This is a genomic window from Pseudomonas sp. FYR_5 (genome assembly GCF_043106315.1).
Taxonomy (GTDB): domain Bacteria; phylum Pseudomonadota; class Gammaproteobacteria; order Pseudomonadales; family Pseudomonadaceae; genus Aquipseudomonas; species Aquipseudomonas putida_Y.
In genome coordinates, this window is the sequence record NZ_JBICMK010000071.1 from 111,887 (window position 1) to 126,086 (window position 14,200).

The following is a 14,200-nucleotide window of genomic DNA, read 5'->3' on the forward strand; positions in this document are numbered from 1 at the left end:
CCGGAACAAAAGCAGGCTCAGGGCAGGATCAGCCTCGTGTTGCGAAGAGGCTGACCCTGCAGAGAAAGCGGTCCTGCCTACTCTACTTTAGCCTTCTGCACATCCTGCGATGCCGACCACACGCGGTAGCGCACTTCGACATCCTTGGGCACATACACCACCACCGGCAGCTTGCTGTTGTAGCGCAGCAGGAAGCCATCGCCGACCACCGGCACGAAGGCCTCGGTCTTCTTGCCGTCCGGGCAGGCCATCAGCGTGCTGGCCGGGCCGCTGACGTTGTCCAGGCGGTAGTAATTGTAGCCCCAGCCTTCCAGGGTGCGTGCTTCCAGGTTGCCGCCCAGGCGCTGACGATTGCAGTCGACCTGCAGCGTCTTGCCAGCGAGGATTTCCAGTTTATAGGCCGACTCGTCGGCCTGGGCCGGCAGGTGGATAACCTGCCGGGTGAAGCCTTTTTCCGCCTCGGGGTAGGGCGCGATGTCCTTCAGGCTGGCGGCCATCGCAGGTGCGGCGGCGGCCAGGCTCAGGGCCAGAATCGCGGTCATTGGGGTAGGGCGCATAAGGCCTCCTTGCTGATAAACGAATGCGCGGCCGTCGCCAGGCCCAGGCCGCCCGTCACTGGGCCAACCAGCCACCATCGACGTTCCAGGCGGCGCCGCGAACCTGGCTACCGGCCTCGCTGCACAGAAAGAGTACCAGCTCACCGAGGTGTTCGGGGGTGACGAAAGCCAGCGACGGTTGCTTTTCTGCCAGCAGATCGTGCTGCGCTTGCAGCCGATCGCCACCCTTGGCTGCACGATCGTCGATCTGCTTTTGCACCAGAGGCGTCAGCACCCAGCCCGGGCATATGGCATTGCAGGTGACATGACTGGTGGCGGTTTCCAGGCCGACCACCTTGGTCAGGCCGACCACACCATGCTTGGCTGCCACGTAGGCTGCCTTGCCCATCGAGCCGACCAGGCCATGCACCGAAGCGATATTGATGATGCGCCCCCAGTTGCGTGTGCGCATGCCCGGCAGCGCCAGGCGCGTGCCATGGAATACGGCCGACAGGTTCAGGGCGATGATCTTGTCCCAGCTTTCCGGCGGGAACTGCTCAACCGGTGCCACATGCTGGATACCGGCGTTGTTGACCAGGATGTCGACGCCGCCGAACTCACGTTCGGCCAGGTTGAACAAGGCCTCGATCTGGATCACATCCGACAGGTCGGCCGGGTGATGCACAACCTTCACCCCGTGCCGGGCAATTTCCGCCATGGCGGGGCCCGGGTCGCCAAAGCCGTTGAGCACGATGTTGGCGCCAGCCCGGGCCAATACCTGGGCGATGCCCAGGCCAATGCCGCTGGTGGAACCGGTGACGAGTGCAGTTTTGCCTTCAAGGGTCATGCAATGCTCCTTAGACGATGCCAGTGGCGTAGAACGTGGCGATGACCACGAACACCGCCAGGGTCTTGATCAGGGTGATACCAAAAATGTCCTTGTAAGCCTCGCGGTGGGTGAGGCCGGTCACCGCCAGCAAGGTGATCACCGCGCCGTTGTGTGGCAGGGTGTCCATGCCGCCGCTGGCCATGGCGGCTACCCGGTGTAGCACTTCCAGCGGGATGTCGGCTGCGTGGGCGGCGGCGATGAACGTGTCGCCCATGGCCGCCAGGGCGATGCTCATGCCGCCCGAAGCGGAGCCGGTGATGCCGGCCAGCAAGGTCACGGTGATGGCTTCGTTCACCAATGGGTTGGGGATGCCGCGCAGGGCATCGGCCAGCACCAGAAAACCCGGTAGCGAGGCGATTACCGCGCCAAAGCCGTATTCCGAGGCGGTGTTCATGGCTGCCAGCAAGGCACCGCCCACCGCGCTTTTGGTGCCCTCGGCCAAGCGTGTACGAATGGCGCCAAAGGCGCACACCAGGACCATCAGGATGCCCACCAGCAACGCGGCCTGCACAGCCCAGATGGCCGTCAGCTTGGTCACGTCGCTTTGTACCGGTGCACTCATGCCTGGCAATTGCAGGCTGTGACTGGGGCCGTACCAATGCGGTATCCAGTGGGTGAACACCAGGTTCATCACCCCCACCAGTATCAGCGGCGACAGCGCCAGCCAAGGGTTGGGCAGGCTCAGGTCGGCAGCGGTTTCCGGTTCGTTGCGCAAGTCGGTGCCATAACCCTCACCGGCGCGCAGGGCCTTGTTGCGCTGGCGCTGCAGGTAGGCCATACCGGTAAAGAACACGAACAGCGTGCCGATCAGGCCCAGCCACGGTGCGGCCCAGGCGGTGGTGTTGAAGAAGGTGCTGGGGATGATGTTCTGGATTTGTGGGGTGCCGGGCAGGGCGTCCATGGTGAACGAAAATGCGCCCAGGGCGATGGTGGCCGGGATCAGGCGTTTGGGGATGTTGCTCTGACGGAACATTTCGGCGGCGAACGGGTACACCGCGAACACCACCACGAACAGCGAAACACCGCCGTAAGTGAGCAGGGCACAGACCAGTACGATGACCAGCATCGCCTGGCGGGTGCCGAGCAGGCGGATGGCCGCGGCGACGATCGAGCGGGAGAAACCGGACAGCTCGATCAGCTTGCCGAACACCGCGCCCAGCAGGAATACCGGGAAGTACAGTTTGATGAAACCGACCATTTTCTCCATGAACACCCCGGTGAAAGCAGGGGCGACGGCAGAAGGGTCGGTGAGCAGGACAGCGCCGAGGGCTGCGATGGGGGCGAAGAGGATTACGCTGTAACCGCGGTAGGCGGCCAGCATCAGCAAGGCCAGAGCAGCGAGTGCGATGAGCACGGTCATCGGGGTGGGTCTCCTGGGTGAGTCTTGTTTTTATCGTTGAACAGGAGATAGCGGGAATCGTGCCAACTATGTAACTGGCTGATTTTTAAGGGGTAAAGGGTTTTGTTAGAAGTCTATGTCTACATTTAGAGACGCCATGGGCTGCTTTACAGCCCATCGCTGGCTTGCCTCCGGTAAAGGGCAGAGCTCTGGCGGTAATCTCAAATAAGAAACAAGAGTCTCCAATCAGAGACCAAGTGCCGCCATCTTCTTGTACAGCGTCGACCGCCCCAGCCCTAGGGCTGCCGCTGCCTCTGGTACTTTTCCTCCCTGTTCGGCCAGCGCCCCGGCAATCAGGCCGCGTTCAAAGGCCTCGCACGCCTCGCGGTAGGTCTGCCGTATGGGCGCCTCAGCCAGCGGGCTCAATGGCCCCAGTGCCGCACGCAGGTCCGCAACCCCCAGCCGGGGCTGATCCGCCAGCAAGGTCGCGCGCTCCAGCACATTGCGCAGCTCGCGAATGTTCCCCGGCCAGGCATGCCTGGCCAGCAGTTGCTGCGCTTCAGCTTCCAGCTCGTACTGGCTGCCCAGCTCAGCCAATATGGCTTCGCACAGCGGCGGCAGGTCCTCCAGCCGTTGCCGCAACGGCGGGACATCGATCGGCAGCACATTCAGCCGGTAATACAGGTCGGCGCGGAAGGCCCCGCGGGCCATGGCAGCCTGCAGGTCGATGGAGGTGGCGGCGATGATGCGCACATCGCTGCGCAGCATCTGGTTGGACCCGACCGGCTCGTATTCCTTTTCCTGCAGCACCCGCAGCAGCTTGCTCTGCAGGGCCAGCGGCATGTCGCCGATCTCGTCGAGGAACAACGTGCCGCCTTCGGCCAGTTGCAGCTTGCCGCTGCGCCCTTTGCGATCGGCACCGGTAAAAGCACCCGGCGCAGTGCCGAAGAATTCGGCTTCCAGCAGCGTCTCCGGGATGGCTGCGCTGTTGATGCTGACAAAGGCTTTGTGCGCCCGTGCCGACGCTGCGTGAATGGCGTGGGCCAGCAGTTCCTTGCCGGTGCCGGTTTCGCCCAGCAGCAACACGGGTGAATCGCTGCCGGCGCCACGCCGGGCGCGTCGCTTGGCTTCCAGGCTGGGCGCGCTACTGCCTACGAACTGGGCGAAGCTGTATTTGGCCTGGCGGGCGCGCAGTTGCGAGCGGGTCGAAGCCAGTTCCTGCTGCATGCTGGCGTAGCGTTTGAGCAGCGGCGACAGGCTGCGCAGTTCGTCGAACAGGGCAAAGCCGATGGCGCCGATCAGCGTGCCCTGGTCGTCGTGGATGGGCAGGCGCATGACCACCAACGGCTCGTTCTGCGTGTCGAGCATGTCCAGCAGGATGGGCCGCCCATCGCTCACCACGTCGCGCATCAGGCTGCCGGGGATCACCGCTTCACACGGCTGGCCGATGGCGCTGGCGGCGTCGGCCAGGCCAAAGCGTCGGGCATAGCGTTCGTTCATCCAGACGATGCGTGCCTGGCGGTCGACGATCACCGTGCCCTCACTGGACTGTTCGATGATCTCGAATAGCGAGCGGATCGCCAGTTGCCGTACCTGGGGGTAGTCCTTGAGGCTGTCGCTTTCGTGCATGGGTGAACATCCTGAATCATGTATTGGCACAAGCCCGCGAAAAGACCGGGCCTGAAAACTTATCGTCGGGGGTCAAACGCCTCGCGCAGGGCATCCCCGATAAACACCAGCAGTGACAGGATCACCGCCAGCGCAAAGAACGCGGTAAAGCCCAACCACGGTGCCTCCAGGTGCTGCTTGCCCTGGGTCACCAGCTCGCCCAGCGAGGCGCTGCCCGCTGGCATGCCAAAGCCCAGAAAGTCCAGCGCGGTCAGTGTGGTAATCGCCCCGGTCAGCATGAACGGCACATAGGTCAGCGTGGCATTCATGGCATTGGGCAAGATATGCCGCAGCATGACCTGACTGTCCGGTAACCCCAGCGCCCGCGCAGCCTTTACATACTCCAGGTTGCGCCCGCGCAGGAACTCGGCGCGCACCACGTCGACCAGGGTCAGCCAGGAGAACAGCGCCATGATCCCCAGCAGCCACCAGAAATCCGGTTCGACAAAACCGCTGAGGATGATCAGCAGATACAACACGGGCAACCCCGACCATACCTCCAGCAAACGCTGGCCGAGCAGGTCGACCCAGCCCCCGTGGTAGCCTTGCAGGGCGCCTGCCGCCACGCCGATGAGCACACTGACCACGGTCAGGGCGAAGGCGAACAGCAGCGATACCCGCGTGCCATAAAGCACCCGCGCCAGCACGTCACGGCCCTGGTCGTCGGTGCCCAGCCAGTTGCTGGCGCTGGGCGGGCTGGGGGTGGGCACCTGCAGGTCGTAATTTGGTGTATCGGCACTGAACGGGATAGGTGCGAACAGCATCCAGCCACCCTGTTCAGCGATCAGTTGGCGCACATAGGCGCTGCGGTAGTCGGGCTGAAACGGCAGTTGCCCGCCGAACTGCTGCTCGGTGTAGCGTTTGAGCGCCGGAACGTACAGTTCGCCCTTGTAGCCGAGCAACAGTGGCTTGTCGTTGGCCACCAGTTCGGCACCCAGGCTCAGCAACAGAAGGCCGGCAAACAACCACAGCGACACCCAGCCCAGGCGGTGGCGACGAAAGCGTTGCAGGCGACGGCGCGACAGGGGCGATAGCATCAGTGCGCCCTCGTATCGAAGTCGATGCGCGGGTCGAGCAGGGTGTAAGACAGGTCACCGATCAGACGAATCAGCAGGCCCGCCAGGGTGAAGATGAACAGCGTGCCGAACACCACCGGGTAATCCCGCGACACGGCGGCCTCATAGCTCATGCGGCCAAGGCCATCGAGCGAGAAGATCACCTCGATCAGCAACGAACCGGCGAAAAATACCGTGATCAGCGCCTGTGGCAGCCCGGCCACCACCAGCAGCATGGCGTTGCGCAAGACATGGCCATACAGCACGCGGCGTTCGCTGAGGCCCTTGGCCCGGGCAGTGACCACGTATTGGCGGGAAACCTCGTCGAGGAAGGCATTCTTGGTCAGCAGCGTGAGGGTGGCGAACCCTCCGATCACCAGGGCGGCGACCGGCAGCACCAGGTGCCAGAAGTAGTCGGCGACCTTGCCCAGCAGGCTGAGCTCGTCGAAATTGTCCGAGACCAGGCCGCGCACCGGGAACCAGTTGAGCGAAGTGCCGCCGGCAAACAGGACGATCAGCAGCAGTGCGAACAGGAACGAAGGCAGGGCGTAACCGATCACGATCAACGCGCTGCTCCAGGCATCGAAGCGGCTGCCGTGGCGCATCGCCTTGCGGATGCCCAGCGGGATCGACACCAGGTAGGTGATCAGCGTGGCCCAGAAGCCCAGTGACAGGGTGACCGGCAACTTGTCGAGAATCAGGTCGGTGACTTTCGCGCCACGGAAAAAGCTGTTGCCAAAGTCCAGCCGGGCATATTGGCCGAGCATCAACCACAAGCGTTCGGGGGCGGATTTGTCAAAGCCGTACTGGCGCTTGATCTCTTCGATCAGTTTCGGGTCCAGGCCGCGGGTGGCGCGGGATTCGCCATGAACCACTTCTGCGCGCGCGCCAGGTGCGCCGCCACCGATGCCCTGCAGGCGCGCCACGGCTTGTTCCACCGGGCCACCCGGCGCGGCCTGGACGATGGCGAAATTGACCAGCAGGATTGCCAGCAGCGTCGGAATGATCAGCAACAGACGGCGCAGGATATAAGCGGTCATGGCGAGGAATTCCGGCGTTCGGCCATTTGCGCGTTGGTCAGCGGGGTAGGGCTGACCTCCCACCAGGTGTCCAGCCCTTCGTCGTAAGTGGCCTGGACCTTGGGCCGACCGAAGCGGTTCCACCAGACGGTAGAGCTGCCCGGCGGGTAATAGTTGGGGATCCAGTAGTAATTCCATTGCAGCACGCGGTCCAGGGCATGGGCGTGGCGCAGCATGTCGGCCTGGGTGTCGGCGCCGACCAGGCCGTCGATCAGATGGTCTACGGCCGGGTCCTGCAGGACCATCAGGTTGTTCGAGCCAGGGTCGTGAGCGGCCGCCGAGCCAAAGTAGTTGTACAACTCGGTACCGGGCGACAGGGTGACCGGGTAGCCGGTGACGATCATGTCGTAATCGCGCGCCATCAGCCGATTGACGTACTGGGCCGAGTCGACGTTGCGGATGTTCAGGCTCACGCCGATCTGGGCCAGGTTGCGCTTCCACGGCAGCAGCAGGCGTTCAAGGCCCGCCTGGCCATTGAGGAACGTGAACGCCAGCGGCGTGCCCTGTCTATTGACCAGGCGGTCGCCTTCGGGGTGCCAGCCGGCTTGTTCGAGCAGGGCCAAGGCCTGCAACTGCTGTTTACGGATGATCCCCGAGCCGTCGGTGACCGGGGCGGTGAACACCGTGGTGAACACTTCATCTGGCACTTGGCCGCGCAAGGGGGCGAGCAGCTTCAACTCCCCCGCATCCGGCAACTGGCGAGCGGCCAAAGGGGTATTGGAGAACACGCTTTGCTGGCGGATGTACAGGTTGCGCATCATCTGCCGGTTGCTCCACTCGTAGTCCCACAACATACCCAGCGCCTGGCGCACACGGCGGTCCTTGAACTGCGGCTGGTCGAGGTTGAACACGAAACCCTGGGCCACCTGCGGTTTGGCCGGGGCCAGGTGGGCGCGTTGCAGGCGGCCGTCGTCCAGTTGCGCACCGTTGTAGCCCAAGGTGTAGGCCGTGGCGGAGAACTCGCGGTTATAGTCGTAGCCACCGCCTTTGAGTACCTGGCGCGCCACTTCGGTGTCGCCGAAGTACTCGATGCGCAGCTTGTCGAAATTGTAGCGGCCACGGCTGGCCGGCAAGTCACGTGCCCACCATGTCGGGTCGCGTTCGAAGGTGATGCTGCGGCCGTTGTCGATGCGCCCGATGCGGTATGGCCCGCTGCCAACCGGCTTGTCGAAGCCGGCACCGTTGGCAAAATCGCGCTGCTGCCAATCGTGCTCGGGCATTACCGGCAGGCTGGCGAGGTCCAGCGCCAGGGTGCGGCCGTGCTCGGGCTTCAAGTCGAATCGTACGCTGTGCAGGCTTTCCACGGTCACGCCGGTCACGTCGGCAAACTGGGTACGGTATTTGAGGCTGCCCTTGCTCATCAGCAGTTCGAAGGTGAAACGCACGTCTTCGGCGCGCACCGGCTTGCCATCGGCGAAGGTGGCGCGCGGGTCGATGTCGAAACGCAGCCAGGCATCCTTGGGGCCGCGCTCCATGCGCCGGGCGATCAGGCCGTAAACGGTATAGGGTTCATCGTACGAGCGTACCGCCAGTGGCGCGTACAGCAGACCATCGACTTCGCTGACACCGATGCCTTTGTCGATGTAGGGGAGGATGTGGTCGAACTGGCCGATCTCGATGGCCGAGCGGCGCAAGATGCCGCCCTTGGGGGCGTCGGGGTTTACATAGTCGAAATGCCGGAAGCTGGCGGCGTAGCGGGGGGCTTCACCGTAGACGGTGAGGGCGTGGGTGGTAGCCGCTTGGACCGTAAAGCCCACGCACGAAAATACAAGCCCCCACAATACTTGTGGGAGCGGGTTCACCCGCGAATGCGTCGGAGCAGGCAACGAGGTTGTCTGGTCTGGCCTCTTCGCGGGTAAACCCGCTGCCACAGGGGGGCTGATCACCGGGAGGGGTGAATCAGTCCTGGCGGCTGGTCACTTCCAGCAGGTGGTAGCCGAACTGGGTCTTCACCGGGCCTTGCACGGTGTTGACCGGGGCGCTGAAGACCACGGTGTCGAATTCCTTGACCATCTGGCCTGGGCCGAACGAGCCCAGGTCACCGCCCTGACGGCTGGACGGGCAGGTGGAGTTGGCTTTGGCGATTTCAGCGAAGTCGGCGCCTGCTTCGATCTGGGCTTTCAGTTCGTTGCACTTGTCTTCGCTGCTGACCAGAATGTGGCGGGCGGTTGCACGGGCCATGGGTACTGCTCCTTGGGGGTAAAAAAGGCAAGCCTAGCGCACTTGTCCGGGGTATGTCTCGCCAGGCTTGCAACCATTGGCCTACAGTTTTTGTGCCGCCTCACGCAACAGGGTTTCGGTCGAGGCCCAGCCCAGGCAGCCGTCGGTAATCGACACACCGTATTTGAGTGCGCCCTTGCCCAGCGCCTGGCAGCCATCGAACAAGTGCCCTTCGATCATCACGCCGACCAGCGAACGGTCGCCGGCCAGGCGCTGCTCCAGCACCTCATTGAAGACCGCTGGCTGGCGCGCCGGGTCCTTGCCGCTGTTGGCGTGGCTGCAATCGACCATGATCCGTGCCTGCAGGCCGGCCTTGGCCAACGCCTGGCGGGCCATGGCGATGCTGTTGGCATCGTAGTTCGGGCCTTTGTGGCCGCCGCGCAGTACAAGGTGTGTGTCCGGGTTGCCCAAGGTCTCGATGATCGCCGGGTGGCCCTGTGCATCCATACCGAAGTGCCGGTGGGGGTGGGCAGCGCTGCGCATGGCGTCGCTGGCGATGGCGATGCCGCCGTCCGTACCGTTCTTGAAGCCGACCGGCAGTTCCAGGCCACTGACCATTTCGCGGTGGATTTGCGATTCGGTGGTGCGTGCGCCGATCGCCGCCCAAGCCAGCAGGTCATCGAAGTAGCCGGCGGCCATTGGTTGCAGCAACTCGGTAGCGATCGGCAGGCCGCGTTCGATCATGCTCAGCATCAGCCCGCGGGACAAAGCGATACCCGCGTGCATGTCGTCACTGCCATCGAGGTGCGGGTCGTAGGCCAGGCCTTTCCAGCCCACTGTAGTACGCGGTTTTTCGACGTAGGCGCGCATCACCAGCAGCAGTTTGTCGTTGACTTCGCGGCCAAGGGCGGCCAGGCGGTCGGCGTATTCCAGGGCCGCGCGTGGGTCATGGATCGAGCAGGGGCCGACGATGACCAGCAGGCGCGGGTCGCGGCCTTCGAGGATGTCGCGGATGGCCAGGCGATGGGCCTGGACTTGTTGGGCCAGTTCGCTGGACAGTGGCATCTGTTGCTTGAGCAGGTGCGGGCTGGGCAGGCGCTTGCTGACAGTGGTGTTGGCCGCTTGCGGCTGGGTCAGGGGCAGGGCGAGGCTGGAAGCGTGCATGGCGTTTTTCCCTGGGCGGACAGCGGGTTCAAGCCCGCATTGTCGGCCCTATCGAGGTGTTCGACAGATCGTTGAATTCGTATTGGCTGCTGCATTGCCACCTGTGGAAGACCGATCGGAGGCGGCAGGCTGGCCCGAGCGGGGTTGGCTAAATCGCCAGGCAGAGGTGTTTGCGTAGTAATAAGTGGCGTAGTTCATGAATCTGTCCTCAACGTGAATCGGTGTTGGTCAAAGGCCTGAAAAGCAAAACCCCCGGTCGGGGAGCCGACCGGGGGTTTGAGTATTCTCATGTTCGGCGGCCCCTCGAAGGTGGACGCCGGATGGGTATCGGCGCCTAGTGGCTAAACCAATACCCAAAGTAATAGCTGGCAGGTGCCACGCAGCCGACAACGGCCAGCACAGGGCGCAGGCTGCGACCGGTGTGGTTGGCGTGGTTGCGGGTGTGTTTCGGCATGTTGCTCTCCAGTGAATGAGCCCGAGCTTACTTCAGTTCGCACGGGCCATTCAATGGATAAATGCTATGGGGTCAATCATTTGTTTTTGTACTGACTGGTTCAATGACCGTATCGCCCGACCAGGCTTTGAGCCCCCAGGGCGTGGCCTTGCAGCAGTTGCAGCAGGCCGCTGCGATCCAGCCCTTCAGGCAAGGTACCCAAGGGCAGGTCGGTGGCGATCAGGGTCAGTGCGTAATGATGGGGGTTGTCGCCGGCGGGTGGACAGGGGCCGCGGTAGCTGAGGGTGCCACGGGAGTTGCGGCCCACTGTCACGGATGGCCCGCTCAGCCCTGCCGTGCCTGCCTTGAGCCCATCCTGTTCGGGATCGATGTTGTAGGCAATCCAGTGCACCACACCAACGCCCTTGCCACCGTCCGGGTCGAACATGATCAGGGCCAGCGACCGCGTACCTGCGGGCAAGTTGTCCCAGCTCAGTTGCGGGGTCCGCTCTTCGCCGGCGCCGCATGCCGGGTCCGGGCCGACCTGTTGCAGGGCGATGACGCCGCCATCGGTGAATGACGAGGAACTGATCGACATCGCGCCTTGGTTGCCTGCGGCAGCTAACGCAGTACACGGCAGCAAAGCAGCGAACAGCCAGTGTCTGAGGTGCATGGTCAATCCTTGGCAGGGCGTCAGGGCTCAGTTTAGTCCAGCTCGGCTTCAGCGGCTGTCCTGGTCCTCGGCAGTGCCGCCGCTGGCACCGGCACCAGATCCGGTGCCTTCGCCGGTATTGTTGGAGCCGCCAGCGGCACCGTCGGCGGCATCGGTGTTGCTGCCTGTGTCACTGCTGTCGTTACCTTTGCCGCTGCCGGGGCTGTTGACGCTGCTGCCTTCACCGACGGTCTTGCCGCCAGAGGGGTCGGTTTGCGGATGGCTGTCGGTATGGGTGTCGGTGGCGGCGAAGGCAGTGCCGGTGAGGCTGGTCAGGGCGAGCGCCAGGCACAGGGATAGCGGGCGAATGCGGATCATGGGACTTCTCCTTTGCGGATGATCAGTCATTCGTTTGGCTGGCGGCGGCTGGCGGGGTGCCTTCTGGGCGACGAGTGGCAAATTCTGAGGGGCTGTAAATCCCCGTCACACCCAAGGCCGCCCGCAGAAGGGAATGGGATCTTCTGTGGGAACGGCCTGGTAGCGCGATTGGGCCGCAGAGCGGCCCCTGCAATCATCAGGATGCCGAGTGCTGTGCGGGCGCCGGGGTTTCGACTGGCTCCAGCGGCGGATGCTCCTGCGCGGCATGCATCAGGTCTTCGGTCACCCGCAGCTCGGCGCCAGTTGGCGAGAAGGTGGTCGACGCGGTGAACGGGGCAGGGTGCTCTGCTGCCGGGCGCTTGCCGCGGCGCCACATGAAGAAGCACACCATGGTCAGGTTGACCACGGCAAACGCCCAGAACAACCCGGCCTCACCAAACTCGGTCATCATCGGTGAAATGGCCACTGGGGCCATGGCCGAACCCAGCGAGTTGATCAGTAGCAGGCCCTGGATCATCGGTACCAGCGCATCGGAAGGCGCGCGGTCGGCCGCATGGCTGACCGCCACCGGGTACAGGGTGAACACGCCACCACCCAACAGGAACAGCATGGCCGGTAGCAGGAACGAGTCCGATGGCAGGAACACCGTTACAAGCGACAGGACAACGCACAACGCGGCAAGCGCGAGCAGCACATCAAGGCGGTCCTTGCGGTCGGACCAGCGCCCGACCGGGTATTGCAGCAGCATCGCGCCAAGGATCACCCAGGCCATCATGTTGCCGACCTCACCCACCTCCAGGCCGATGCGTTGCAGGTACAGTGGCAGCAGCGCATAGATGCCGGCAATCGCTACACCCGAGCCGAAGCAGCCGACCAGGCCCGACGGTGCCACACCCAGCAACTGGCGGGGCTTGAGGGGCTCGACCTGGTCCAGCAGCGGCGACACCCGCGGCAGGATCACGATCGGTAACACCGACAGGGCGGCCAGCACGCCGGCCAGCATGAACGGGGCGGTATCGCCTAGCTGGGTGATTTCGCCAAGGCCGGCCTGGGCGATCACCCCGGCGCCGTAGAAGGCGATCATGTACAGCGCCAGCAGGCGGCCACGAATTTTTGCGTCACCGGCCAGCAGCAGCCAGCTTTCGATCACCAGAAACACGCCGACTGCCGCCCAGCCGTTGATCAGGCGCAGCACCGACCACCAGGTGACCTCGTAGAACAACCCTTGCAGCAGGATGGTCACGGCGATCAGCGAGGCGAAGCTGGTATAGGCGCGGATGTGGCCGATGCGCAGGATCAGCCGGTCGTTGAAGATGGCGCCGAGGGTCAGGCCGATGAAGTAAGTCGACGAGACGATACCAATGGTAGTGGCAGACTCACCGGCGGCGCCCAGGCGCAGGGTGGTCAGGGAAGACATGAAGCCGTTGCCCAGGGCAATGATGAACAGCCCGAGCAGGGGCGCCAGCGCCATGGCCAGCAAACGCGGAGACATACGTACCTCTAGTTGGATGAGCGGAATGAGCACCTTCTCGGCGCGCACACCGGCTCGACCCGGCAAGGGGCGAGTGGCGACACGGATGCGACCTGGGCAAGACTCAACCGCTGGGCGCTATGGGAGATTGGCCGGGCGGGGAGGGTTGAGCCTACTTCACATGTGCGTTCATGTGTTCAGGCGCTGACTCTGTCATTGCTGCTGGTTGCCACCGTTCAAGGCGACGGGCGAAAAGGAAGCGGGATTCTACGGGCTTGGACGCTTTTGCCAAGGGGTATGGGTGTGCGACGAGACGCCGCAGTCTCAGCGCGACATGAACATGTCTTCCACAGACATTATCGATGGCTGCTCCTGCGTGCGGTGAGATCGGCACGGCAATCTTGCAGAGTGCTGCATAATGCTGACCCCCCCAACAAGGAAGGCCTCCATGTTCGCGTCGCTGTTCGCAGTCCTGGCTCCGGTTTTCATCGTCGCCGGAATTGGCTTTGCCTGGGCCCGCAAGGGCCTGGATTACCCCACCGATTTCATCGCCCGGGTGGTGATGACCGTCGGTACCCCTTCGCTGGTGCTGTCTACCCTCAGTCGTACCGAGTTGAACCCGAATGCTTTTACCAGCATGGCCGTGGCCTGCTTGCTGTGCACCCTGGGGATGGCCTTGGCCGCTTTGCTCGTGTGTCGCGCGTCGGGCATGCACTGGCGGGTACTGCTGCCGGCGTTCATGTTCCCTAATACAGGCAACATGGGCCTGCCGATCAGTCTGTATGCCTTCGGTGAGCATGGCCTGGCGTTGGCCGTGGCATTTTTCCTGACCCTGTCCATCGTTCAGTTCACCATCGGCATGGCCATCTCCGGCACGGCGGCTTCGCTCAAGGCGCTGCTGCGCAACCCTATCGTCATCAGCCTGGCCGGCGCCATGCCCATCATATTTCTCGATTTCGAACTCCCGCGTTGGTTGGCCAACACCGTAGACCTGCTGGGCGGTATGACCATCCCGCTCATGTTGCTGACCTTGGGGGTATCACTGGCCAGCATTCGCCTGCGTCACGTGGGCAGCGGCATGCTGCTGGGCGGATTGCGCATTGGCCTGGGGGCTGCGGTGGGCTGGGCAGTGGGCGCGGTACTGGGTATGGACAGCCTGGAGCGTGCGGTGCTGATGGTGCAGTCGGCGATGCCGGTAGCCGTGTTCAACTACCTGATGGCGGTGCGGGCCAACCGTGAGCCAGAGCAGGTGGCGAACCTGGTGATGTGTTCTACGGTGCTGTCGTTTGCCTGGTTGCCGGTGGTGCTGGCTTGGTGGATGTAGGCCATTGGCAACGACAGCAATTTCCGTTGAGTCAATGCGCGCTAGCCGGCGG

The 14,200-nt window shown here is 63.6% G+C and carries 13 protein-coding genes; 1 reads left to right on the forward strand and 12 read right to left on the reverse strand.

Annotated features, from left to right (window positions below; all coding sequences use genetic code 11):
* Positions 1–77 precede the first annotated feature (77 nt).
* The 12 genes from eco to ACF8RA_RS11950 form a co-directional block, all read right to left on the reverse strand.
* Positions 78–557: a serine protease inhibitor ecotin gene (eco, locus tag ACF8RA_RS11895; protein WP_012052429.1), complete on the reverse strand. Its 480-nt coding sequence runs from the start codon at positions 555–557 to the stop codon at positions 78–80.
* A 55-nt stretch (positions 558–612) separates the two neighbouring features.
* Positions 613–1,383 carry a 3-hydroxybutyrate dehydrogenase gene (gene hbdH / locus ACF8RA_RS11900; RefSeq protein ID WP_019438467.1) on the reverse strand — a complete coding sequence of 257 codons (771 nt, stop codon included), beginning with the start codon at positions 1,381–1,383 and terminating at the stop codon, positions 613–615.
* A gap of 10 nt (positions 1,384–1,393) precedes the next feature.
* Positions 1,394–2,785, reverse strand: coding sequence for a GntP family permease (locus tag ACF8RA_RS11905; RefSeq protein WP_339534483.1), 1,392 nt, complete (start codon positions 2,783–2,785; stop codon positions 1,394–1,396).
* A gap of 225 nt (positions 2,786–3,010) precedes the next feature.
* Positions 3,011–4,393: a sigma-54-dependent Fis family transcriptional regulator gene (locus ACF8RA_RS11910; RefSeq protein WP_176684555.1), complete on the reverse strand. Its 1,383-nt coding sequence runs from the start codon at positions 4,391–4,393 to the stop codon at positions 3,011–3,013.
* 59 nt (positions 4,394–4,452) lie between these two features.
* Complete coding sequence (locus ACF8RA_RS11915; RefSeq protein ID WP_176684554.1) at positions 4,453–5,469, reverse strand: ABC transporter permease; 1,017 nt, start codon at positions 5,467–5,469, stop codon at positions 4,453–4,455.
* The gene (locus ACF8RA_RS11920) at positions 5,469–6,527 is read right to left on the reverse strand and encodes a microcin C ABC transporter permease YejB (RefSeq protein WP_064490558.1); all 1,059 of its coding nucleotides are present in this window, start codon (positions 6,525–6,527) and stop codon (positions 5,469–5,471) included. Before ACF8RA_RS11920 ends, ACF8RA_RS11915 begins: the two co-directional genes overlap by 1 nt.
* On the reverse strand, positions 6,524–8,323 hold the full coding sequence (locus tag ACF8RA_RS11925; RefSeq protein WP_392519182.1) for an extracellular solute-binding protein: 1,800 nt from the start codon (positions 8,321–8,323) through the stop codon (positions 6,524–6,526). Before ACF8RA_RS11925 ends, ACF8RA_RS11920 begins: the two co-directional genes overlap by 4 nt.
* A 142-nt stretch (positions 8,324–8,465) precedes the next feature.
* Complete coding sequence (locus ACF8RA_RS11930; protein WP_003248318.1) at positions 8,466–8,747, reverse strand: peptidylprolyl isomerase; 282 nt, start codon at positions 8,745–8,747, stop codon at positions 8,466–8,468.
* 81 nt (positions 8,748–8,828) lie between these two features.
* Complete coding sequence (locus ACF8RA_RS11935) at positions 8,829–9,890, reverse strand: 3-deoxy-7-phosphoheptulonate synthase (protein WP_176684552.1); 1,062 nt, start codon at positions 9,888–9,890, stop codon at positions 8,829–8,831.
* Between the two features lie 554 nt (positions 9,891–10,444).
* A complete protein-coding gene (locus ACF8RA_RS11940; RefSeq protein ID WP_176684551.1) occupies positions 10,445–10,996 on the reverse strand; it encodes a YbhB/YbcL family Raf kinase inhibitor-like protein in 552 nt (183 codons plus the stop codon).
* Positions 10,997–11,044: 48 nt separating this feature from the next.
* The gene (locus ACF8RA_RS11945; protein WP_176684550.1) at positions 11,045–11,353 is read right to left on the reverse strand and encodes a hypothetical protein; all 309 of its coding nucleotides are present in this window, start codon (positions 11,351–11,353) and stop codon (positions 11,045–11,047) included.
* A 196-nt stretch (positions 11,354–11,549) separates the two neighbouring features.
* Positions 11,550–12,845: an MFS transporter gene (locus ACF8RA_RS11950; protein WP_021785674.1), complete on the reverse strand. Its 1,296-nt coding sequence runs from the start codon at positions 12,843–12,845 to the stop codon at positions 11,550–11,552.
* A gap of 427 nt (positions 12,846–13,272) precedes the next feature.
* On the opposite strand from ACF8RA_RS11950, the gene ACF8RA_RS11955 reads away from it, so the two are divergent.
* Positions 13,273–14,148 (forward strand): AEC family transporter, encoded by an 876-nt coding sequence (locus tag ACF8RA_RS11955; protein WP_176684549.1) that lies wholly within the window; start codon positions 13,273–13,275, stop codon positions 14,146–14,148.
* Positions 14,149–14,200 lie beyond the last annotated feature (52 nt).

Coding starts and splice junctions, on each gene's coding strand:
- ACF8RA_RS11945 (WP_176684550.1), bottom strand. CDS start 11,353: ATGATCCGCATTCGCCCGCTATCCCTGTGCCTGGCGCTCGCCCTGACC.
- hbdH (WP_019438467.1), bottom strand. CDS start 1,383: ATGACCCTTGAAGGCAAAACTGCACTCGTCACCGGTTCCACCAGCGGC.
- ACF8RA_RS11905 (WP_339534483.1), bottom strand. CDS start 2,785: ATGACCGTGCTCATCGCACTCGCTGCTCTGGCCTTGCTGATGCTGGCC.
- ACF8RA_RS11915 (WP_176684554.1), bottom strand. CDS start 5,469: ATGCTATCGCCCCTGTCGCGCCGTCGCCTGCAACGCTTTCGTCGCCAC.
- ACF8RA_RS11920 (WP_064490558.1), bottom strand. CDS start 6,527: ATGACCGCTTATATCCTGCGCCGTCTGTTGCTGATCATTCCGACGCTG.
- ACF8RA_RS11910 (WP_176684555.1), bottom strand. CDS start 4,393: ATGCACGAAAGCGACAGCCTCAAGGACTACCCCCAGGTACGGCAACTG.
- ACF8RA_RS11930 (WP_003248318.1), bottom strand. CDS start 8,747: ATGGCCCGTGCAACCGCCCGCCACATTCTGGTCAGCAGCGAAGACAAG.
- ACF8RA_RS11955 (WP_176684549.1), top strand. CDS start 13,273: ATGTTCGCGTCGCTGTTCGCAGTCCTGGCTCCGGTTTTCATCGTCGCC.
- eco (WP_012052429.1), bottom strand. CDS start 557: ATGCGCCCTACCCCAATGACCGCGATTCTGGCCCTGAGCCTGGCCGCC.
- ACF8RA_RS11950 (WP_021785674.1), bottom strand. CDS start 12,845: ATGTCTCCGCGTTTGCTGGCCATGGCGCTGGCGCCCCTGCTCGGGCTG.
- ACF8RA_RS11940 (WP_176684551.1), bottom strand. CDS start 10,996: ATGCACCTCAGACACTGGCTGTTCGCTGCTTTGCTGCCGTGTACTGCG.
- ACF8RA_RS11935 (WP_176684552.1), bottom strand. CDS start 9,890: ATGCACGCTTCCAGCCTCGCCCTGCCCCTGACCCAGCCGCAAGCGGCC.